13 protein-coding genes are annotated in these 24,134 nt (G+C 43.2%); all 13 read right to left on the reverse strand.

What is annotated here, in order from left to right:
• Window positions 1–60 precede the first annotated feature (60 nt).
• Window positions 61–1,983 (reverse strand): RagB/SusD family nutrient uptake outer membrane protein, encoded by a 1,923-nt coding sequence (locus tag DW121_RS09075; protein ID WP_118323612.1) that lies wholly within the window; start codon window positions 1,981–1,983, stop codon window positions 61–63.
• A gap of 15 nt (window positions 1,984–1,998) precedes the next feature.
• The gene (locus DW121_RS09080; protein ID WP_117711541.1) at window positions 1,999–5,247 is read right to left on the reverse strand and encodes a SusC/RagA family TonB-linked outer membrane protein; all 3,249 of its coding nucleotides are present in this window, start codon (window positions 5,245–5,247) and stop codon (window positions 1,999–2,001) included.
• A 557-nt stretch (window positions 5,248–5,804) separates the two neighbouring features.
• Window positions 5,805–6,725 carry a helix-turn-helix domain-containing protein gene (locus tag DW121_RS09085; RefSeq protein WP_117711542.1) on the reverse strand — a complete coding sequence of 307 codons (921 nt, stop codon included), beginning with the start codon at window positions 6,723–6,725 and terminating at the stop codon, window positions 5,805–5,807.
• 144 nt (window positions 6,726–6,869) lie between these two features.
• Complete coding sequence (locus DW121_RS09090; protein ID WP_118323613.1) at window positions 6,870–8,192, reverse strand: glycoside hydrolase family 105 protein; 1,323 nt, start codon at window positions 8,190–8,192, stop codon at window positions 6,870–6,872.
• A 19-nt stretch (window positions 8,193–8,211) separates the two neighbouring features.
• Window positions 8,212–9,366 carry a lactaldehyde reductase gene (fucO, locus tag DW121_RS09095; protein ID WP_117711544.1) on the reverse strand — a complete coding sequence of 385 codons (1,155 nt, stop codon included), beginning with the start codon at window positions 9,364–9,366 and terminating at the stop codon, window positions 8,212–8,214.
• 15 nt (window positions 9,367–9,381) lie between these two features.
• Complete coding sequence (gene rhaD, locus DW121_RS09100) at window positions 9,382–10,191, reverse strand: rhamnulose-1-phosphate aldolase (RefSeq protein ID WP_117711545.1); 810 nt, start codon at window positions 10,189–10,191, stop codon at window positions 9,382–9,384.
• Window positions 10,192–10,224: 33 nt separating this feature from the next.
• Window positions 10,225–11,256 carry an L-rhamnose/proton symporter RhaT gene (gene rhaT, locus DW121_RS09105; RefSeq protein ID WP_117711546.1) on the reverse strand — a complete coding sequence of 344 codons (1,032 nt, stop codon included), beginning with the start codon at window positions 11,254–11,256 and terminating at the stop codon, window positions 10,225–10,227.
• A 91-nt stretch (window positions 11,257–11,347) separates the two neighbouring features.
• Window positions 11,348–12,601, reverse strand: a complete 1,254-nt coding sequence (locus DW121_RS09110) for an L-rhamnose isomerase (protein ID WP_117711547.1) — start codon at window positions 12,599–12,601, stop codon at window positions 11,348–11,350.
• A gap of 26 nt (window positions 12,602–12,627) precedes the next feature.
• Window positions 12,628–14,094: a rhamnulokinase gene (locus DW121_RS09115; protein ID WP_118323614.1), complete on the reverse strand. Its 1,467-nt coding sequence runs from the start codon at window positions 14,092–14,094 to the stop codon at window positions 12,628–12,630.
• Window positions 14,095–14,225: 131 nt separating this feature from the next.
• A complete protein-coding gene (locus DW121_RS09120) occupies window positions 14,226–15,746 on the reverse strand; it encodes a glycoside hydrolase family 28 protein (RefSeq protein WP_118323615.1) in 1,521 nt (506 codons plus the stop codon).
• Between the two features lie 58 nt (window positions 15,747–15,804).
• A complete protein-coding gene (locus DW121_RS09125) occupies window positions 15,805–17,640 on the reverse strand; it encodes a silent information regulator protein Sir2 (protein WP_118323616.1) in 1,836 nt (611 codons plus the stop codon).
• The gene (locus DW121_RS09130) at window positions 17,637–20,426 is read right to left on the reverse strand and encodes a glycosyl hydrolase (protein ID WP_118323693.1); all 2,790 of its coding nucleotides are present in this window, start codon (window positions 20,424–20,426) and stop codon (window positions 17,637–17,639) included. Before DW121_RS09130 ends, DW121_RS09125 begins: the two co-directional genes overlap by 4 nt.
• A 7-nt stretch (window positions 20,427–20,433) precedes the next feature.
• The gene (locus tag DW121_RS09135) at window positions 20,434–22,956 is read right to left on the reverse strand and encodes a glycoside hydrolase family 88 protein (protein ID WP_118323617.1); all 2,523 of its coding nucleotides are present in this window, start codon (window positions 22,954–22,956) and stop codon (window positions 20,434–20,436) included.
• Between the last annotated feature and the right edge of the window lie 1,178 nt (window positions 22,957–24,134).

Consider the following 24,134-nt stretch of genomic DNA (forward strand, 5'->3'; position numbering starts at 1 on the left):
GAGGCGATTAGTCTTTCCAGACCAACCGCCTCCACACTAACCTAAAACTCAATCATTATTCTAATAACAAGGATGTTGCTGACCGGCAAGTCCCGGATTAATATCAATAATACTTGTAGTATTTAAAGGCAGAATTTCCACCTTATTTTTTTCTAAGCCACGGAATAATTGGGTAGTCATCCAAGCCTGGTCTTCAGCTACCTTATTCGAATTATTTGTGGATACGCTACCAAACATATCCAGAATTTTATACGCAACTTCTTTCGTCTCTGCGTTGGCAGGAACATCAGCCTCAGAAAAATAGGTATTACCATTTTTGTCTTCATAAAGAGTTATATCAACTACACCCTTTTTTTCTAATGTTTCAAGTGTTTTAGCATCCAACTTATCTTCAGGAACCGAAAGATATTTAACTGCTATTGTAGGATCTTCAAAAGTTGCCTTACTTTCTTTATAAGCACGATATTTATCTACGGTTGCATATTCTCCCTCACGCTTAGCCAACTGTAACAGTTTTGCCTTTTCATTTGTTAAAGTTTCATACAATATACCCCAACGTGCTAAATCTGTTCTACGCCAAGATTCAAAGCCTAATTCCAGCTTTCTTTCCTCAATAATTTTATTCAAGAAATCATCATGTGTTGTCGGAATAGTTCCTATCTTAGACTCATCACCGCCAAAAGCACGTTTACGAACCGCCTTCAAGGCATCAATAGCCTCAGTAGTAGGACCATTATTTAGTTCATTCAAAGCCTCGGCATACATCAATAAAACATCTGAATAACGCAAAACAGGCCAGTTTATATCACGTTTGTTTTGTGCAGTACCAACCTCAGATTTCCAATTTACACGAAACTTACCTACATTACCGGTAGAATAAGCATTCATTTGATGAATATCTGATGCAGTAATACCATAATTACAAATAGTTACATCACGACGTACATCACCGTCTTCAAATTCAAAATAATAAGTAGGAATAGCTACCATCTGAGGAGCAGATTTCTTGAAAGAAGAGTTTGTATGCGCAAAAGCACCATTCGTATAACCTACAGCTGAACCGTTTACATCAGCTCCCCACTGACCATATTCCAACATTGTTTCGTCATTGTACTCACCCAGCATCAAACTGCGGAAAACATCATCATAATCATCCAGCAGAGAATTTTCCTTCTGCTCTACGATAGCCTTGCAAGCATTGGCAGCAATTTCATACAATTCTTTTACACGGGCAGCATCACTACGGCGAGCAATCTGTACAGTACCTACATTGTAAGGAACCGTACTCAAATCCCAACGCAATGAATAACCAGCTGCATACAATGCCACGCGAGCAAGAATACCATAAGCCGAGTTTTTAGTAAAACGCTCCGGAGTGGCAACCATTCCTTCACTTGCCCAAGGCAATAACTCTACAGCGCGTTGCAAATCTTCAACACAATGATCGTAAATCACATCACGGCTAACACGCGAAGAAGAGAAAGTACTCAAATCGGCAACAGGCACATCCGAATAAGGAACATCACCAAAGAAACGCACCAGATTCCAATAATTCATGGCACGAATAGCTAACGCTTCTCCTAATAAAGAATTAATCTTCTTTTGTTCACTCTCTGACGCACCACTCATCAATGGCAGATTCTTAATACAAACATTGGCATACTCTATACCTTTATACATTGCAGCATAGGTTGAAGTAGGAATATTAGAAGTGGTATATTGATAGTTTGCCACCTGGTTCTTAGAGTTTGTAGTACCTTCTGTAGAGATACATTCATCCGTACCCATACCAAATTGATAATACAACTCGCGGTTGAATGTATTCGCATAACATCCTACAACAGTCATCTCTGCACGACCAACAGTTTCAAAAATCGTCGAGCTATCAGCTTTCGCTTCAGAAGGCATATCCAGCCAGTCTTCACAAGAAGTGAAAGCCAGCAGCATAGCCGATACGCCCAATATATTTATTATCTTTTTCATATTTATATTCAATGATTAAAATGTTAGATTTATACCTACAACATAACTTTTAGAGCGAGGATAAGATGAATTATCCACACCTGGAGTCAGAGCACTGCTTGTAGCTGCCACTTCCGGGTCATAACCGCTATAACTTGTAAATGTATGGATATTATTCAATGTGCAATAAACACGCGCATTGCTGAGATGTGCTTTCTGAACCAGTTTCTTCGGCAATGTATATCCCAATGTAATGGTATTCAAACGCAGATAAGAACCATCTTCCAAATAATAATCAAGAGGATCGGATATGGCTATTTTATTATCCGAGTGTAAACTCCACATCGCAGTTTTGCTATATTGACCAGGATTTAATTCAGCCAAACGTTGTAGATTAGTCGTTTCCTTACCGGTTGTGGGGTCAACCAACACAAAACGGTCTTTCATCACAGCCAATGTATTCTGATTAGGCAGATACGGACCAATGAAACGTTGTGAACTCATATTGAACACTTTATTTCCATATACGAAATTAAAGAATATATTCAGGTCAAAACCTTTATAAGTAAAGGTGTTGTTCATACCACCCGTAAACTTTGGTTGCGCATTTCCAATCACTGTACGATCGTCTGTAGACCAAACCGGATTACCTATTTCGTTACCATCAGCATCTTGCTTATCTGTTTTTCCAGCTATACATTTATATTTCACATCACCAGGCTTAATACTACCAGCTTTCGCTCCTTTTAAACGTGGCACACCATCTTTCAAAGTATATGTACCGTCCGCATTCTGATTGAAATCATCTGTTGTGTAAACACCGTCATACAAATATCCATAGAATTGACCAAGAGGCTCATTTTTTGCTATACGATACCAAATACGAGACTCGTAATCCTTTATCATAACAGCATCACTATCATCTCCATAAAGGGAAAGAACCTTGGAACGATTGAAAGCTATATTAAAGTCTGTTGTCCATGTAAAATCTTTCGTCCGGATATTTGTCGAGTTCAATACAATTTCGACACCACGATTACGAATAGAACCAATGTTTTGATATTGAGATTTATATCCGGTAGATGTCGGAATATCATTCTTAATCAACAAATTAGAAGACTCATTATTATACCAGTCTAAAGAAAGGTTTATACGACTACCTAATACAGACACATCCAAACCGACGTTTGACGTTGTTGTTTTCTCCCATTTCAAAGCTGAGTTACCAATAACATCACCAGGGACAAATGTTACAAAATTCTTATTATTAACGGCATAGTATCCAGATTGATAGCTTGTTGCATACATATTACTATCAATATTGTTATTACCGGAAGTACCATATCCTACACGTAATTTTAAATTATCAAGAAAGTCTAAATCTTCCATGAAAGCCTCTTCAGAAATACGCCATGCCGCAGAAGCGGAAGGAAAATATCCCCACTTATTACCACGGGCAAACTTTGAAGAACCATCCGCACGAAGAGTACCTGAGAATAAATAACGGCTGTTATAATTATAGGAAATACGTCCAAAGGCGGAAACCAATCCAACTTTATCTTTACTAGAAGATTTGGAATAAGCCGTTCCCATATTTACATCATTCAGTTCAAAATTACCTTCCGGAAACTCATGATATTCATTATCCAATTTCATTGATTCCTGATAATATGTTTCTTGTCCTAACAGAACTCCAAAATGATGTTTTTCTGCCACATCAAAATTATAATTCAATGTATTGGTAATTTGCCATGAAGACTTCTCGCTATTATTACGATAGCCATAAGGTCCCTTATTATTTTCGGCTGTTTTCGTACGCCCGTCATCCCAATAGTCCTGACGAATTTGTTGCCACATATAGCTACCAGAAGTGCGGAATGTTAAGTCTTTCAGCAAATCAATTTCCAGACCAACATTAGTAGTAAACAAACGAGTATATTTCGTATTATCAACCGCATCATTCGTTATTATCGGATTATTTATATCATACTGGGAATCAATCAATGACATTTCATCACTAATATCCGTTTTTATAAAATCCTCATTTGTAAAACGAATACCACCCGTTACCGGTTGCAAAATAGTCTGCTTCAAAGCACCACCCAAAGAGCCACCGCCCTCAACTTCCGTGTTTTGAAAACTGGAAGCAAAATCAAGGCGTACACCTTTCCATAATTCATGATTTATCTTAGTACGAATACTGTTTTTAGCATAACCATGTTTATCCATAATACCATCTTGCCCCGTATAGTTGTAACTGAGCATATACTTGGTCTTATCTGTACCACCGCTAACATTTACATTGTGATTCTGAGTTAGTCCTGTAGATCCAAATACTAAATCCTGCCAATCAATACCTTCGCGAGTAGCATACTCACTATTAATACGATCATATGCCCCTGTGTAGAAATCCGCAGCATTTAAGTCACCGCCAAACATGGATGCAAAATTGTTTTCTTTGCCATTCAGAGTCTGCAATTCATACTGATATTTTACATAGTCCAAAACGCCAAGAATGTCCAATTTCTTCCCTAATTTCTCAAAGCTCACATACCCGTTATAGTTCACTTCCGTCTTTCCCGACTTCCCTGATTTAGTAGTAATCAGAATTACTCCATTAGAACCTCGTGCACCATAAATAGCTGTTGCAGAAGCATCTTTCATTACATCAATGCTTTCAATATCATTAATATCTACATTCTGTAATCCATTTTCCATTTGGAAACCATCCACAATATACAATGGAGAAGTACTTTGAGTTATAGAAGTACCTCCACGTACTGTAATGTTAATATCCGCGCCTGGAGCACCACTCTGTGATACTACATTCACACCGGCAGCCTTACCTGCTAAAGCCTGTGCAGCTGTAGTTACAGGAGACATCTTTAGTTCATTAGCACCGACTGATACAGAAGATCCCGTCAAGTCTTTACGTTTTACTTTCGCATAACCAATCGCAACCACTTCTTCCAACATCACTGAAGACTCTTTCAGTGTAATATTAAAGTTAGTCTTGCTACCAATAGCCACCGTCTGGTTATCATAACCAATAAAGGAAACCACCAACTCCTTAGCTGAAGCAGGGATAGACAGTTTGAAGTTACCATCCATATCAGTAATAGTACCAATAGAATTGTCACCTTTCACCGTTACAGAAGCACCTATTACAACATCGATCGCATCGCGAACCGTACCTGTAATAGTCTTGTTCTGAGCAAAAATGCTGAGAGGACAGCTTATCAACAGAAGCATCAATAAGCATAGATTTTTGTGTAAGATTCTCATAGATTATTAATATATATTTGATTAATAAATAAATTTAAGTTCAACATGGCAAAACCCGTTATCGAGCACAAAGCTTACGAATGCAAAAGTAATAATCATCCTAAATGCACAACATACCTCTTTTGACCGAAACACTTCTTCTTTTGATTTTTAGTTATTCCAATGTAGTATAAAGTGCCTATATTCAGCGAGAAACGTCAATATATACCATTTAGAAACAGAACTTTCCATATACATTTTATCTCAAAGTCTCTACCAAAACCTCGTTTTTCAGTTGCGGGCTGTAGGGTTTACAAATGCAGGCTGTAGAGCCCGCAGCTGTAAACCCTACAGCCCGCAACTGAAAAACGAGGTTTTAGCACAAGCATAACAACCTTTTACTCATAACAAAAAAGGAAAAATAAGGATGGAATTTGTAATTTAGCTATCAATAACAGTGACAACCAAATTGTGTTATCACCTACTCGCCAGTGCTCTCATCAGCCCGCAATCGCTGATGAACAGGCGGACGAGAAGAATCGGTGACGAGTGACGAGAAAAAAGTGGCATCAGCCCAACTACTCTTCATCCTGCACTTCCGTCTCCCGACCGAAAGAACGATATTCCAAAGGTGTAAAACCGGTACGTTTCTTAAATAAGGAGAAGAAATGTTCGGTAGATTTATAATCAAGCATAAAAGATATTTCCTTGACAGATTGGGAGGTGCTGACCAACAACTGCTTGGCCTTACGTAACTTCAATTCTTGAAAATACTTGGCAGGGGCATAACCGGTATAATCCTTAAAGACCTTTCTGAACCAAGAATAACTGATATTCAACTTCATAGCCAATTCCTCAGGGTCAACATCCTTAAAGACATTCTCATTCATTATAATCTTGGCCTGCTCTATCTTCTGGTCAACATCACCTATCTCATAAATCTTGTTCTTAGAAATGGAAAGTATCATACCCATTATATGCAGCACTATACCTCCAAGATACTGTTGGGAAGATATTTTATCCGCCTCGGCTATCTCCAAGGCACGGGAGAAAAGAGAAACTAACTCCTCATTCAAACCAACCTCAAGCACTTGATTTTCTTTTGATAAGAAACCGCCTTTTATCAAATTATCTATGACAGGTCCTTCAAAACCGATATAATATTCGTTCCACCCCGTCTGACGGTAAGGATGGTAAGTGTGCCATTGTCCGGGAAAGAGTACCATCAGACGTCCTTTACAGACTTGTTTTTCCGGGGTCGTCTCCGAAGAGAACAATCCTCGCCCCTTCGTTATATAAACAAATTGATATTCACGTAAAACGCGCCCTTTCTGAGCATTAAAGAAATAACCGGAGGGATGATCCTTCAAAGGATATGGAGTATCCGGCTGAATAGATTGAAAGCCAACCGTATTTACCCACAAACCGAATTTCTGGTCCATATCATTTACAATAAGGTACTTAAATTCTACTCCTAAATCATTGTAATTCTTTGTCATAATACGTGCCCTTCATAATGGATTCGATACAAAAATAGGAAATATTTATGAAATAAGAGATAACGATGAAAGATTTAATAAAAAATCCCGGCGTGGAAGGCAAATACTCTTCCGGCCGGGATTCATATATTCGTAAAAGGACTACTATTTCTTTACGACAATCTTATCGTATTGTTGCTCAGCCTTAATCTCTGTATACTTCGGCGCATCCATCATTTCAATCAAAGCCCGGAGGACAGGGCCTTCGCCCATCGGGTCGTTTTCTTGGGTAGGGCGATTATAATAATACGCAGGAGAAGGCATGATGCCTGTTCCGACACAAATCTTGGTAACATCGCCCTTGTCGGACATCAACATCATCATACCTTTCAACCCTTGTTCGGCAGCATAGATGAAGTCGGGATGCAGCCAACCGTGTTTTACACCGCGTGCAATGCCGAAGACAAACATTGCCGTACCCGTTATTTCCTCATAGGAATCTTCCTTATCGAGAAGCTGGTGCCAAAGACCGTTCTTGCCTTGATAGCGCACTACGCCGCTGCATTGGCGACGGAAGCACTCCAGCACTTCGGGGCGCATCGGATGATTCTGCGGCATTACTGCAAGCAAATCGGCGGTTGCCATAAAAACCCAACCGTTGGCACGACTCCAGTGGGCAACACCATGCTCGTCCGTATCCGTATGGTAGCAATGGTAGAGAACCTGCTTTTCCGGACACCACAAATATTTGTGATATTTAATTATCTGATTGGCAGCGTCATTGATATAGCTCATGTCACCGGTCATCTTAGCCATACGGGAAAGGAAAGAGACGGCCATGAAAGCATCATCTGCCCAAATGGTATTTTCATGGGGCCAGATACGGGCAATAGTACCGTCCGCCAAACGGGGTTCACCATAGTTCAGGTGTTCTGCAGTTTCGTTGATATAATTCAGGAAAGCACCATTCGGATGCTTCATCTGCAAGTCAATCAGGCTGGCCCCCATAGGTCCGTTGTCGTCCAAACGCTTTCCACGAAATATCATGTGCCAACTCAATTTGCGAACTCCATACCAGCCTTCGTCTTCCATGGCCCGGTCATATTGCTTCTTGAAGAACTCCAGATTACCGTCATTGAATACGAAGTTCATATTCTTGAGAACATAATCGTCGTATTTCTTGGCGCCGGTCTTATCCGCCAATTCCATTAAAGCGATGTGAGTCACTCCATTGGTGTAATGCCAATTATTATATTTACACGCAACCTTTACATTCATATCCAAAGGCAGGTTTTTGACTGACTTATATGTTTTGCCGGTCTTGGTATTCTTAAACTCATAAGTGGTGGTTTCAAGAATACGGTCTGCTATTTTCACAGCAAGTTCAGAAGCCGAGAGCTTAGCGTCAGCAGCTGTCTTCATCGTTGTTTGTGAGGAAGCAGCAACAGCTGTTAAAAACAGCACACACGAAATAATAACTTTTTTCATGGTCTTGTTAAAATTATAATTAAAATGCCTTACGATACAATGCCTCAATATCTTCGACAGAAGTAGCACGAGGATTACCGCCTGTACAAACATCATTGAAGGCATCAATAGCCAATTGATGTAAATCTTCCTCTCTTACGTTTATCTCATGTAGTTTTTGAGGAATGCCGATACTCAACGACAGATTTCGGACTGCATCTACCGCAGCGCGTATTCCTTCGGATTCGGTCATGCCAACGGTATTCACTCCCATAGCTTTGGCTATATGGATATACTTGGGAGATGCAGGAGATGCAGCATTGTATTCCATCACATACGGTAAAAGTAATGCGTTGGCAACTCCGTGAGGGGTATCATAATGAGCGCCCAACGGATGCGCCATTGAATGGACAATGCCCAAACCAACATTGCTGAATCCCATACCCGCAATATACTGAGCCTGTGACATCGCTTCACGAGCCATGGCATCATTGCCATTATCAACAGCCGCCTTCAAATTGGCGGCAATCATTTCAATGGCCTTTAACTCAAACATATCAGACATAGCCCAAGCGCCCGGTGTTATATAGCTTTCAATGGCATGAGTCAGGGCATCCATACCTGTTGCCGCAGTCAGGCCTTTCGGCATAGAATACATCAATTCTGAATCGACAATCGCTACTGCCGGAATATCATTGGGGTCTACACAGACCATCTTCTTCTTCGCATCTTCATCAATTATCACATAATTAATGGTTACTTCAGCGGCTGTTCCGGCTGTAGTAGGCAAAGCAAAAGTGGGGACAGCCTTATAGCGTGTTGCGGCCACGCCCTCCAATGACTTCACATCTGCAAAGTCGGGATTATTCACTACAATACCGATGCCTTTTGCCGTATCAATGGAAGAACCGCCGCCCAGCGCTACAATAAAATCGGCACCCGAGGCTTTAAAGGCAGCTACCCCATTCTGCACATTGGCAATAGTAGGATTGGCTTTTACATCACTGAAAAGTTCATAGGGAATATGATTCTTTTCAAAAACTTCAATCACTTTATCCGCGACCTTAAAACGGATCAAGTCTTTATCCGTCACAAAGAACGCTTTCTTAAAACCTCTACGCATAGCTTCTACCGCAATCGTTTCGCGAGAGCCGGCTCCAAAATAAGAGGTTTCGTTCAATATCATTCTATACATAATTATATCCGGCTTTTATTTGGGTAAATTAAAAGCTACAGTCATCTCTTTCATCTGCTCCTGACTCATACCATCCGGTTCGAAGCCCATATTCTTGGCAGCAATGTAAATCAATGCTGATTTATTCAATACGTCTACCTGATCAAAAGCTGACATAATATCCACATCTACAGCAAAGACTCCGTGTTTCTCCCACATGGCCACATCATAATCGCGCAAGGCCTCAATAGTGGCATCAGCCAGTTTGACGGAGCTCGGCAATTCATAAGGAATCATGCCCAAACCACGGGGACAGAAGGCTTTTGTTTCCGGAATCATGCTCCAAAGCAGGTTTGTAGCCACATCTTTTTCCATGAATTTCTTGTTATGGGTCATAGCAATCAGTTCAATAGGATGTGTATGCAAGGATGCTCTATAAGGAGAACCATTCTCAAGCAGATAATTATGGACGGCAAGATGAGACGGCAATTCCGATGTAGGCATCACCGGATGGTCGGCTATGATGACATAACTGGCGCAGTCATCCAGAATACGAATTATCGAGCCGTTCTCCATAGGCCGGCGTGCCAAATCACGCATACGCATTTGGGTACCTTTACAATAGAAGTAGCTACCCTTCAGATAAGGAAGTTGCTTGCCTATTTGTTTAACTTCGCTAATGGCCGGCAATGCCTTGATTTCATCATCAATGTATTCTGTGATGTTCACGGTTATATTGCCTCCATTACGTTCCGCCCAGCCTTTTTGCCAAAGGTATCCGGCTACTTCAGCCACCTGATTGACCTGATGAGCCAGTTTCGGACGATTTTCAAGAATTGATTTCATGTCTTTATTTTATTACAATTTATTTAGATACTATTATGCCTGAGCCATCGCCACCACTATTATAGAAATAATGAGAATAGCCAGCCCCAATACCAGTACGCTTATTGTACGGGAACCGCATCCTTTCCACTCCTTCAGCAGGATTCCCCATACATTACTAAATGTGACATTCAGTGACATCAATATGCTCCAAGAGAAAGCAAGCAGTATAGGGCTGCCACCCAAGAAACTTTTGCCCATTTCCAAACCGAAGAATTGCGAATACCACAATACTCCGGCCAAAGCACAGAACAAGAGATTATTCACGAATACATTACCTCTGACCGACAAATATTCCTTGCCCGTTTTATTCTTTATATTTTGCTGAATGCAATAAGCTGCATTCGTACAAAATCCGCCCAATGTCACCAGAAAAATGACAGGAAGCCCGGCATACAACGGAGCTACGCCACCTGCCAATGCAGCCTCCTTTATAGGTGTCCCGGCATCCAGTCCGAGAGCAAAACAGGCACTCATCACACCTGCCAGTAAAGCAACCAGTAACCCTTTTGTCAATGCAAAATCCTTCACGGCAGCCTTCTTTTCTTCTTCACTCATATTGCCGGAACGCAAACTGCCTGCATAGCCGATAACGGCAATTCCCGCCAAAGTAATGCATACACCGACAAGAAGCATCAAACCATCACCGTGCAACAGGTCCTTTCCTGCAAACAAGGCCGGAAACAAAGTTCCAAAACCGGCACAAGTACCCAAAGAAATGCTTTGCCCCAAGGCAACACCCAAATAGCGCATACTCAACCCAAACGTCAAGCCGCCTACTCCCCAAAGGAGTCCGTAAATAACAGCCGGCAATGCACCGCCGGCTCCCCAAAGTTCTATCAGGCTGCCATCAGCGGGAATGGCAAGCAAAGCCCCCAACAGCGGGAAAACAAGCCAGGCAAATATTCCCTGTACCAACCAAAAGTTTTCCCATGACCAGCCTTTAACTTTATTGATGGGCACATACGAGCTGCTTTGTCCAAAACTTCCCACAGCGATAATTAATAATCCTATCAGTGTATTCATGATAATCAATGGTTAATGTTCATTGAGCAATGAAAGTAGCGGGACAAAGGTATACTTTCCCCGCTAAACACTATCATTTATCTTAATTAACTTAGTTACGTTTTGATGTTACCTCGGCTTCATATTTCTCTATTTCAGCGATAAATTCTTCGCCTACCGGAACATTATTCTTTAAGCAGAACATATCCCAAACAGCATTCCACGGCAATGCTTTCGCCTCTTCCAATAAAGCAAGGCGTTGGAAACCCTGACCGGCAGCTTCATACTTGCGGAGTGTACCCAGCGGTTCCAACAGCGCACGCAACATACATTTTTGCGCAGCACGAGTACCAATGACATACGCACCGATACGATTAATGGAAGCGTCAAAATAATCGAGGCCAATGTGTACACGGTCTAAGGCATTGCAACGAACAATTTCTTGGAAAAGCTCAAGAGTCGGGTCATCCATGATGGTCACATGGTCAGAATCCCAACGTATCGGACGGCTTACATGAAGCATCAATTCGGGAACAAATAACAACATGGATGAAACCTTATCCGCAGCGCTTTCCGTCGGGTGGAAGTGCCCGGTATCAATTGTAATCAGTTTTTGGTGCTGTACACTATAACCAACACAGAATTCATTGGAACCTACCGTGTAGCTTTCCAAGCCGATACCGAATACTTTAGACTCCAGACAGTCTTTCATATTCTTATACTCCGTAGCAAAAATACGGTCGAGAGAGTCTTTAAATAATTCACGATACTTCATACGGTTTACCGTGACATCCTTACTGCCATCGTGCACCCAAAGATTCATGATGCAGGGATCGCCTTGACGACGTCCCATCTCTTCTGCAATGGCACGACAACGTTTGGTATGTTCAATCCAAAAATCACGGATGCTCTTATCCGGATTAGACAAAGACAAGTTACCGCTTTTCGGATGAGAAAAAGAAGTGGAATTGAAATCCAATTTCATTCCGTTTTCCGCAGCCCATTGCATCCAGCTCTCAAAATGTTTCACTTCCACTTGGTCACGGTCAACAAATGTACCGCCAAAATCACCGTAAATTTCATGCAGGTTCAACCGATGCTTACCGGGGATATAGGAAGCTGCCTTCAAGATGTCACCGCGAAGTTCTTCCAGATTACGGGCCTTGCCGGGATAATTTCCGGTAGTCTGAATACCACCGGTCAACGAACTGCCGGACTCAAAGCCTATAACGTCATCAGCTTGCCAGCAGTGCATGGAGATTGCAACTTTCTGGAGTTGTTCCATTACCTTTTCCACATCTATACCAAGAGCTGCATAACGCTCTTTGGCTATTTCATACGCCTTTGTTATTAGTTCTTCTTTCATGATACTGATTTATTTAAATATTAATTTTAATTATTCTTTGTCACCTGTTTGAAGTGCAAATATGCGGCGTCCCACGCTTCCGTATCTTTCGGATAAAAAGTCTCCAAAGAAATTGACTGATTGATTAACCGACGCATAGAAGCAATATCTTTTGCCTTTCCGCCCGCAAGAGCCTGAATCATAACATTTCCGATTGCTGTAGCCTCAGAAGGACCGGCCACTACAGGAATACCGACGGCGTTAGCCGTCCATTGATTCAACAAATCATTACGGCTTCCCCCGCCAATAACATGAAGAGTCTCTATCGGATGGGGAGAAAGAGTGCGAAGATTATCCAACACCTGACGATAGCGCAGAGCAAGGCTCTCAAAAATACAACGAACAATCTGTCCCCGAGTCTGCGGAATGGGTTGGCGGCAATCAGAGCAATAGTCCTTTATAGCCTGCTCCATATCAACCGGATTGGCAAACAGAGCATCATCAGGATTTATCAAACTACGAAACGGTTCACTTACATTCGCTTCGGCTATCAACTCCGGATAAGAAGTTTCACCCCATGCAGCCCGGCAACGTTCCAACAACCACATTCCACAAATATTTTTCAACAGACGGATTGTACCGTCCACACCTCCTTCATTAGTGAAATTCAAAGCCTCAGTCTCATCTGTAATAACCGCGCCTTCCGTCTCCACACCCATCAAAGACCAGGTTCCACTGCTCAGATATGCAAAATCAGGATTCACAGCAGGAACTGAAGCTACGGCAGAAGCAGTGTCATGACCGGCTACTGCAATCACAGGTATATCACCAAGTCCGGTTATGCGCTGTACCTCTTTTGTCAGTGTTCCTACCTTCTCACCGGGGTAAACAAAGCGGCCGAAATTAGTATTGGTAAGCCCAAGCTCGCGCAATAAAGCCTCTTCCAAGTTACGGTTTTTCGCGTTCACTAACTGCGCCGTGCTGGCAATAGTGTACTCTGTTACCATTTCACCGGTCAACATATAACTCAAAGCATCCGGTATAAAAAGTAACTTATCGGCAGCAGCCAATGCGCTGTCTTCATTACGTCTCAACGTATCAAGCTGGAACAGAGAGTTGAAATTCATTACTTGGATACCTGTCCACTCATAAACCTGCTTACGAGCCACTTTATTAAAGAAGGCATCGGGTGCACCGACGGTATGAGGATCACGATACGAATAAGGTTGGCGAAGAAATCCACCGTCTTTACCTACACAAACAAAATCCACCCCCCATGTATCAATGCCAATGGAGGTAATTTCAACATCTTTCTTTCGGGCAACAGTTTTCAGCCCTTCAATTATATGTCGGTAAAGTTCATAAATATCCCAGTAAAAATGTCCGCCGGTCTCAATCAGATGATTCGGAAAACGATTCACATCTTCCAGTTCCAACCCCTCCGGCGTGAAAGTGCCCAAAATAGTACGGCCACTGGTAGCACCCAAATCGACCGCAAAAAAACATTGTTTCATGGTAGTTAGTTTTAGTCACTATTTTATGATACAAAAATAGGGGAATCATCCCCTACTCTTTGTACTTATTTTGACTGAAAGGGTGTCAGATTTGACAATCCATTTCGTTCACAATTATTACATTCAACCCCTTATTTCACATCCTCACAAAACCGCGTAACAATCTTCTCACCCTCCGTATTGCGTATAGTCACATTCTTCATCGTGACAGCCTTGCTATAAATAAACTCGGCCCCTAATCGGGAAGTAATATCAATATCTTCCAAAACCACATTTTCAATCGGCATTTCAGGAATGCCGTTAAAGAACAACGCACGTCGCGCTCCCGCACATATCAAATGTTTTACATGGATATTACGGAAACAAGGGGTTGTCTCATCCACAGGAAGCGGTTCAACTTTTGCCGGAACTTTTTCGCCGCTTTCCAATACTTCAACAGCTGATTTGCCGCCGTAGTAAAGATTGAAAGTAATCGGCTCGGTCGGAATATCCATCATAGACACGTCGGTTATCCATATATTTTCAACAATACCGCCACGCCCGCGCTTGCTTTTAAAACGCAATCCTACATCCGTTCCCAAGAACTGGCAATTGCTTACAGATACATTACGCACTCCACCACTCATCTCGCTGCCAACAACAAAACCGCCATGCCCTTTAAATACCGTACAACCATCTACCACAACATTTTCACAAGGGCGTGCACGACGACGCCCATCTTCATCTTTACCGCTTTTCAAGCAAATGCCATCATCACCCACATCAAAAGTAGAATTCACAATCAGAGCATTTTTGCAAGATTCCAAGTCCAATCCGTCACCATTCTGTGCGTAACTCGGATTGCGCACCTGCACATCTTCAATCAATACATTCTCGCACATCAGCGGATGCAGATTCCATGCCGGAGAGTTTTGAAATATCACTCCTTGCAACCATACATTTTTACATTCTATCAGGCTTACCATTACAGGACGAAGGAAATGGCGGACACTTTGCCACTCTTCTTCCGTTTTCAAAGTCTGGGGAACATTCATATTACTGATAGTATCTCCTTTCAAGGTCTCAGGATAAGGGAACCAGTAGGTGGGACGTTTATACACACCACCACGGGATGTTGTCTGCTTCCAAACACTCTCCGTTACCTTTTCACGTTTCAACGGACGCCAATAATGGCCATTTCCATCAATAGCTCCTTTACCCGTAATAGCCACATTCTCAAGATTATGACCGGAAATAGGAGACTGGCAACGGCGGGTATCCAAACCTTCAAATACAGTTTCTACCAAAGGATAAAGGTCTACATCAGGGGAAAAAAGGATGACCGCTCCTTTTTCCAGATGTAAGTCTATATTGCTTTTCAATACAATAGGTCCTGTAAACCAAACGCCGGCAGGGACAATAAGATGCCCTCCTCCCTGTTCGGAAAGGGCATTGATTGCGTTGGCAAAGGCTTCCGTACACAAAGTTTCTCCATTACCAACAGCATTAAACTCTTTCAGATTGACCGTACGATCAGGAAATTCAGGTGCTTCCACACGAGGCATATCAAAAGGCAAATTACGATAAATAGCCTCATACTTATAGCCCGTAGACTGACAAGAACTAAATATCCATAAACAAACAGCCGCAATTACACACAATTGTTTTGTCATTCTTAATAGCATTTTAAAAGTTAGCAAACGTATGAGAAATAACAGGTTCTCATACACATTAATTATTTCCCAAATAATAAGAAGGTACAGGCGCTTGAGGATACCCCATACTGCGATGGGCCACGTAGCTACGGTACAGTGCATCTTGCATCAACGTCACCCTACGATCAGCTGCAGGAATATTGGTGTGATATATACGAAGTTCACCGGGTAAAGCCGTTATCAATTCTTCGCGCCAATCACCCTCCATATCAGCCATTAACAAGATATCCCCCTGTATGTTTTCTGTCAATACTTCACTTTTCCATTTCCAAATACTCTGGCTACGTCCTCCGGAAGAGGAACCGGCTCCCCAACGGTTATCATCCCCCTTGAATGTCTCACGCAACAGATCGGCATCCCACCATATCCAATTACGGCAACCGGGTATCTCGTCCCGACCCACTTCTAATTTCTTTCCGCCAGCTGTAAGTAGATACCTGTCAGTGCTTCCTCCCTTACGGTCTTCACTGGCAAAGCATTCCAAACCGGGATAAGCTGGGTCAAAATCCGCTACCATACCGTCACCTACATGATAGGTAGTATGCCCGATACCCCATATTAACTTACCTGTAGCGGCATCTACCACCGAAACGCCACGACCATCTTCTTTCTTCGGCTCGCTGACCATAAACACCTGCATACCTTCCACATCAGGACGCAACTTGCAAAGATATGCCTTGTCACTATGCCCCAATCCGGAAGACCATAAAAGCGTGCCGTTATCATCAAGCATACAAGATCCCAGCATTATTTCATCACGACCGTCGCCGTCTACATCAGCCGTAACCATACTATGTGCACCCATACTCCGGACAATGGGGTTTTCCTCGTCACCGTCCCAACGCCACACACGTTCCAGTTTACCGTTTTTCAACATCCATGCATCTACAACCATCAATTTGTACGTACCGCGCGCCGCTAATATAAAAGGAGTCTTTCCGTCCAAGTAGGCTACTCCCATCTGATTACGATTCTGACGAATCAGATTTCCATAACGATCATTACGTTCTGGCCAATCCACACGGTCTATTTCCTTTCCCGTCATACCGTCAAGAACAGAAAGATATTCACTACCACCACAAACACGCCCTTTCTCATTTTTCACATAATCGGTATCTGCCGTTTTAATCGCCACCTCGGCTTTGCCGTCACCATTGAAATCGTACACAATAAAAGGCGAGTACCAGATACCCGGCTCAATACCCGGCCCCATATCATATGTCCACAAATAAGTACCGTCATTCAAGTAAGCTGAAATCTTATAAGTCTTGCCGGTAGTATCACCCGGCATCCCCGGATCAACATTTGTTTCAGGAGTACGGACTACATAATCGTAAGCTCCGTCGCCATTCAAATCAGCTAAAGCTATCTTTCCGGCTTTGGCATTATCTTTCAAACGAACAGAAGTGTAGGGCTGCAAATCGGCCAATACCACCTTCCGCCTTTCTGAAGCAATCGGTTTTCGCCCTTTTACAACGGCCTCTACCCAATAAACAGCCTGCTTGTGAGGAGTGGTATCCAGAAAATCACAGGTACGGGAAACGGCTTTCTTCGTCAAACGACAAGATTTTCCGTCTGTCTCGCGATAAACATGAAAAGTAGTTGCAGGAGCATCCGACTCCAGCAAACGCCAACTAAGATATACAGATTTGCCGTTCCGGGAAGGAACAGCCACCAGACCACGATTCAATTTTTCAGTAATCCGTTCCTGAGCAAAACCCTCCACCAATGGTTTCGGCTCATGCTTCGGCTCAAGAATCTCATAAAAATAATATCTCTCACGCGGGTCTTGAGCATATAGGAAGCAAACTGTACAAACCAACGCTATCCAAACCAAACCAAACTTTCTCATTGTATTTCTTTGTTAATCAGTTTCAACGGAACAATACGTACAGGACCTAATAAGCCACTTGGCACAGGTGTCCAATGGGCATAAGTTCCTTTTTTATAACCAAGCGCTGCAATATTGATATCTTTAAAAATACGCCATTTCACTCCACGACAATCCATATCTGCAATGCGGTTGGCAGGAAGGTTGGTTACCTCTATTTCCAAAGTATTCTTTCCCGGAAGCAGGTACTGTCCGACAGAGCAAGAATAGGGCACAGCCCATAAAGTAGCAATTTCCCGGCCATTGATACGTATACGGGCACTCTCACGAACATCACCAAGCGAAAGCAACCAATCCTGAGCGGAAGCCGGATTCTCAATTCTAAAAATAGTCGTGTAACAGCCTGTGCCCATAGTTGTTTTAGCGTTTTCAAAAGATATATCCGTCCATGAGCCTAAAGATACGGAATCCGGAAGATTATGCACTTCAGGAATACTTTCCAGAAAGCGTAGGTTCCACAAACCGGACAATTCAACAGCTCCCTCTGAAACAGCCGGATATCTCCATTCCGGAACCTGCACATCGACTTCTGTAAAAGTTCTCAATATGACAGATTCTCCGGAAACCAATTGCAGATAAACTTCCGCCTTTCCATTATTCTGCCGTAAACAAGCCTTACCGGAAGTTCCATTCATCGGATTATACAGTACAGCCGAACGTGCCGGCACAGCCAATGGTATCCAACCTTCCGTATCTCTATTTGTCAGCGCAGAAATGAAATAATGATAACCATCCGAATTTTTACGACGGACACAACTCAAATCAAAGGAAGTTTTCATCGCTTCCGGCATAGCTGTAGTCTGTGCCAACGTACGAACATAATCCATACCAAAGAGCACCGTTTTGCCGTTGCCATTCTCATTTCCTAATTCCTTTATCTTCCCTAAGGTATGCTTAAATTCCGCACGACGCTGTTCCAATTTGGCATAACCCGGAACATCTTCCGGATACCGGTCCAAAAACACAATGGTTGCACCTTCCTTAGCCAAGTCAAGAAGTCTGGCAAGTACATCTGCAGGCATCAAACGGGCACCGGGCACAACCAACGCCTTATAGGTTGTTCCACCGGATGTTACAATCTTTTTGTCACGGCAAGTAGCTGTACGGATAAAATTATCGGAAACATAATCCATATCATAACCTGCATCATTAATACGATGTACCGCCTCTATAAAACGAGGAGCGCGTTTTGCCATTTTATGAATGTCAAACATCAACAAACGGCCGTCTTGTTCCTGCCACATATCATACACAGGAAGATACACCAGAAAATCATTGTCAGGCTGTCCCATTTGCAAGAAACTTTGGCAACGGGATATATACTGAAAGAACGCAGGCGCATCCCGCCAGATACTATTTGTCGGGCTCATATCTACCGTAGCATAAAACTTCCAACCGGGCCAGGCAGCCTCAGCGGGAGAATAAGTTGTGCCGTGAAAATAAACATGATTGACACCGGACACAAACATAAGGTCAATATCCGGTTTGCATTGTGACAAAGAGGTACGGAAATGCTCTGTCAACCAAGTAAAAGTCTCCGAAGATGTATAAGGTTTTCCGGCAATATGAGCGCCCGAAGAAGCATATTTCAGCATGGAGAGATCAGAGTCATTAGGACGTGTCAACGAGTCTTTGCGCAGTCCCTGTATGCCAAAATCAGACAAGCCGAACCCCTCACACTCCGGAATATCTACCGTAGCATAAAGGTCTATCAGATTTCCCGGTGAACCATGAGCCTGGTTCCTTGTTTTAGAACCGTGCAGGTGCGCCCACTCCGTCCACTGACGGGTAAAATTCTCCTGTAATAATTCACTGAGAGTTTCACGATAATCGGAAACAATGCGTCGGGTTTCGTCAGAGCGTTCTCCTTCTGCAAGAAATTCCGGCAAGTGTTCTTCCAATTTATAACCGCGACGTATCCGGAAATCATCAAAAAGACCTTCTGACCAGTCTGCCCCATAAACTTCATAGGAATCATTGAAAAAATTATGAGGATAAGCAGTGACAGTACCATTGGTATTCCTAAACTCTCCGCTAAAAGCACGTTCAAAACGTCCAAGATAGTTTTTCACGGCACGGGCGGAAAAATGATTCATCACATACCCCTCACCACCGGGAGCAGCACGCTTCACTTTCTGAAAAGTCTTGCCGCAAAAAGCGGCAATCAAGCGCCAACAACCTTTCGGAGCCTTCCAACGCAATACTCCGTCTTTTACCTTAGCCGTCAAGTCCATACACTTCCCTGCATCAGAAAAAGCCATCAGACGTTCTAACTTGGCATAAGGCTGCTGCTTTCTATCAGCGACTTCTATTTTCTTATCAAACGTATTTCCTCCTTCTACCCGATACTCCGCAATCAGCAGTTTGCAGGCAGCGTCTTCCACACCTACTTCAGGACCGCCAAAAGGCCAGCCGGTACCGGTATTCATGTCAATCTGCATACCCAGACGTGAAGCTTCATCTTCCGTGTATTGCAGCATCTGCATCCAACGAGGAGAAAGAAACGGAATATCATTCGCGTCATTTCCTTGCACGCCATAGATTGGAGTAATTTCCATGGTTCCCATTCCCGCTGCAGCATACGTTTCCAAATTATGGGTCAGATTATCTCTATCTACCGCACTTCCCATCCACCACCAACGGGCAGCAGGTTTGGCCTCCAAACTAATTTCCGGCCACGCAAGATTTTGTGCAGACAAAGTTCCTGCGCAAAACACAATCATGGCAATACTACACAGTCGATTCATACCCATCTTATTTTTCTAACTCCAAACATCCCATAATAAACGGACCTGTTGCCTTGGAATCATTATCTCTCATTTTTTCACCTATATAATATTCAAAACTTCCGTCACGATACGGATGACCGCCTAAACCGCCAACTTGGCAACAACGGGTCAAAGTTAAAGTTCCATCCTGCTTTTCTATCAACAATTTGTCTTTCAGTCCTTGCAGGGCCTTTTCTGCCACTGCACGATATTTGGCATCAATATATCCTTTATTCACAGCTTTCGCATAAGCATACATACACTGGGTAGTCACAGATGCCTCCGGAAAGTTACCTTTACGCTTAGGCTGGTCAATAACCTGATACCAAAGTCCTGCTTTATCCTGATATTTCGGTAACGTCTCCGCTAATCCGCGAATATATCCAATCATGTCGGCACGTCCCGGATGATTTTCCGGTACAAAGTCCAAAGCATCTACCAATGCCATGAACCACCAACCTATGCTACGTCCCCAAAAGTTAGGAGAATGTCCTGTTTCCGGATTAGCCCAACGCTGACTTTTACTTTCGTCCCAAGCATGATGATAAAGTCCTGTTTTGGCATCATAAGTATGCTTATGACAGAGACGAAACTGCTTCACCGCCTCATCAACCCATTCCGGCTTGTTGAATTCCGCACCATATTGTGCCATAAACGGTGAAGCCATATACAGTCCATCCAGCCACATCTGATGCTGATAAATCAGCTTATGCCAGAAACCGCCTTCCAAAGTACGCGGCTGATTCTTCAGTTGCTTGATAAGAATATCCATCGCCGACTTATATCTCCGATCGCCGGTTTCACGATAGAGGTCAAACAACACCTTTCCCGAATTAATGAAATCCAGATTATAGGTGGACATATCATACAAATGAATTTCCCCTTTCTCATTAATCAGAGAATCAGCCCATTGTTTCACATAATCATAGTAGCGGCGCTCTCCCGTAGCCTTCCACATTTGCAACATAGCACAACAACCTACTCCTTGAGCATAACCGAAAAACAAACGCTTACCATGATCCAACTGATAAGCCTGCGGAAAACGCATCATTTCAGAATCTGCAAACCAACGGGCATATGAACCCTGCTCCCATGTATCCGTACGGAAAGGTACTGCCGGCAAACCGGCTTTATTATACAGGTTTACACGAAAGAAATTACAGAATCCGTAGCGTACGGCAACCGGAACAGCCACCTGCGAAGCGGAAACTTCCAATTGAGCACCTTTTATCACAGCCTCTGCCGGATAGAAACGCCTATCGGCACCCGCTACCAAGAAACCCTTTACTGGAGCGTTCTCCGGTGTCATTAATCCGTCTCCGGCATATTCAAAGCTCAGCACAGCCTTACTGCCACTAACCTTCATCGACTTAAAGAGCGGACCTGAATAAGCCACATTTTTATCATATTGCTTGGCAAGTGCCCATAAAGCCATACGTTCACCGGCTACACGCTTATTACGCGGATGAATATCCGTAGAGTCTGCCGCATCGGTAACAACTGCCATACCCACATTCTTCAGACCGCTTTGCCACGTTTTGAGCTGTGCCTCACGAATACCTGCCGGCTGCCCTTTATGTGGAGCAATCTGCATGAAATAGAAAGGCATATCAGGTTGCTTCCATTCTTTCCGCCAACTATTAATCATATTCGTAAATACCTGCTGATATTTTTCATAACGAATGGCATTAGACTCTCCCTGATACCAGATGTTTCCTCTTATTGTATATCCCAAAATGGGATGAATCATTCCATTCCAAAGTGTAGAAGGGACTTTGCAATACCCCTTTTCCTGTTTCACATTCTTCAGCGCAAAATCTTCAAGAACATCTGCATAAAGCGGATTATTCTTCATGACACTCATCTTTGTCCACGATTCGGCATGCGTACCTCCCCATGTAGACTGTATCATGCCTACCGGTACTCCCAATTCCTTATGCAACCTGCGTCCAAAAACGAAACCTACCGCCGAGAAATCATATAAATTCTCCGGAGTACAAACCAGCCAACGGCCTTGACAATCATCTTTTTCCCCATCAGGAGCCAGTTGATGTTCAACCCGGAACAAACGGTATTCCGGATAATCGGCATCTTTCATCTCTTCGGCTTCCGTGGTCATGCCGGTCATCCATTTTTTGTCAGGATGTTTAGAAACCGGATATTCCATATTAGATTGTCCGGTACAAAGCCAGACTTCCCCTATTAATACATTATTAACAACAATGGTGTTTTCACCACTCACCGTAACAGTCTGTCCCTTTGTTGCCGTAGGAGTTTTTAGTTTTACAGTCCATTTACCGTCAGCATTCGTTTTGGCAGCTACAGCCTTATCCGCCCATGATGCTTTTACCGAAATACGCTCGCCGGGTGTTGCCTTTCCCCACAGATTGACTTGTGCGTTTTGCTGCAAAACCATATTATCGGAAAAGATAGCCGGAAGTACCACCTTGGCAGAAACAGAACCCGCCAACACTAAAAGAAAGGAAATTAATCCAAGTAGTCTATTCATGTGTCTTTAATAGTTTTATAGTATTAAGAAACAAATATTTTTCTGTGTGGCAAATATAAGAGTTTCCAAGCAAACAGATTCTGAGTCTTTTGGCAGTTCTCTTATTGTTTTTGTTGTTTCAGGCACTATGTGCTCGGACAAGAGATAATATTCACGGATAATTTCCTATTTTTGTCTCCAATAACAATATAAACCATGAACAAGACATTGAACTTTCTACTCTTCTTCTGCTGTCTGTGGGCAACAGCCTCCCTTCAAGCACAAAATCTGCAAAAAGGAGAATACGGCTATCTATATTGCCATATGAGCGGACGTGGCGAATGGACAGCTTACGCTCTGAGCCGTGACGGACTGAACTACCACGACCTCCTCAACGGTGACTCTATATTCAGTTCCACCGAAAAGGCAGCCATCGAAGGCGGAACACGCGATGCTTACATCTGCCGCAAACACGATGGCAGCGGATACCTGATGGCCACTACTGATATGTGTGTACGCAAGAGCAAGGTATGGAACAACTACGGCATAAATCTCCTCACCAGTGACGACCTCATTCATTGGGAATCTACCACCTTCGATTTCCGCAAAGGATCCGCCCTCTTCTCCGACCCAGGCTCACCCGATAGCTATACCAACTACTCCACCATAAACCGTGTTTGGGCACCTCAAATCATCTGGGATGCCGATTATCAATGGACTGACGGACGGAAAGGCGGTTATTTCGTCTATTACTCACTTTGGAACAGTGCCGAAGAAAAGTACGACCGAATGTATTATTCATATGCCGATGAGACTTTTACCACCCTCACTAAACCCCGCCTGCTGTTCGACTGGGGATATGCTACTATTGATGCTGATATCAACTATTTAGAGTCGGACGGGCTGTTCCACCTGATGATAAAGAAGGAAGGCGGCAAACCGGGACTCTTCACAGCCACTGCCCCTGCATTGACCGGTCCATGGAGCGAGCCCGTAGAAGAAGACTACGTGGACTTTGAAGGTAACAAGAAATGCGAAGGTGTGTCAGCCTTTCAATTAGCGGGTGACTCCACTTGGCGTGTGGGCTATATAGAATACTCTTCCAATCCTAAACGGTATCGCATCTGCCAGGCCGACAAATATCTGCGAAATTTTCATTCCCCTCAAGACATCAAAGGAGTGGATGCTCCGCAGCATGG

The sequence above is a fragment of the Bacteroides sp. AM10-21B genome (genome assembly GCF_003472565.1).
GTDB lineage: Bacteria > Bacteroidota > Bacteroidia > Bacteroidales > Bacteroidaceae > Bacteroides > Bacteroides propionicigenes.

Excerpts from the sequence above, each read along its gene's own strand:
- DW121_RS09075 (WP_118323612.1), bottom strand. The coding sequence starts at position 1,983 with ATGAAAAAGATAATAAATATATTGGGCGTATCGGCTATGCTGCTGGCT.
- DW121_RS09080 (WP_117711541.1), bottom strand. The coding sequence starts at position 5,247 with ATGAGAATCTTACACAAAAATCTATGCTTATTGATGCTTCTGTTGATA.
- DW121_RS09085 (WP_117711542.1), bottom strand. The coding sequence starts at position 6,725 with ATGACAAAGAATTACAATGATTTAGGAGTAGAATTTAAGTACCTTATT.
- DW121_RS09090 (WP_118323613.1), bottom strand. The coding sequence starts at position 8,192 with ATGAAAAAAGTTATTATTTCGTGTGTGCTGTTTTTAACAGCTGTTGCT.
- fucO (WP_117711544.1), bottom strand. The coding sequence starts at position 9,366 with ATGTATAGAATGATATTGAACGAAACCTCTTATTTTGGAGCCGGCTCT.
- rhaD (WP_117711545.1), bottom strand. The coding sequence starts at position 10,191 with ATGAAATCAATTCTTGAAAATCGTCCGAAACTGGCTCATCAGGTCAAT.
- rhaT (WP_117711546.1), bottom strand. The coding sequence starts at position 11,256 with ATGAATACACTGATAGGATTATTAATTATCGCTGTGGGAAGTTTTGGA.
- DW121_RS09110 (WP_117711547.1), bottom strand. The coding sequence starts at position 12,601 with ATGAAAGAAGAACTAATAACAAAGGCGTATGAAATAGCCAAAGAGCGT.
- DW121_RS09115 (WP_118323614.1), bottom strand. The coding sequence starts at position 14,094 with ATGAAACAATGTTTTTTTGCGGTCGATTTGGGTGCTACCAGTGGCCGT.
- DW121_RS09120 (WP_118323615.1), bottom strand. The coding sequence starts at position 15,746 with ATGACAAAACAATTGTGTGTAATTGCGGCTGTTTGTTTATGGATATTT.
- DW121_RS09125 (WP_118323616.1), bottom strand. The coding sequence starts at position 17,640 with ATGAGAAAGTTTGGTTTGGTTTGGATAGCGTTGGTTTGTACAGTTTGC.
- DW121_RS09130 (WP_118323693.1), bottom strand. The coding sequence starts at position 20,426 with ATGAATCGACTGTGTAGTATTGCCATGATTGTGTTTTGCGCAGGAACT.
- DW121_RS09135 (WP_118323617.1), bottom strand. The coding sequence starts at position 22,956 with ATGAATAGACTACTTGGATTAATTTCCTTTCTTTTAGTGTTGGCGGGT.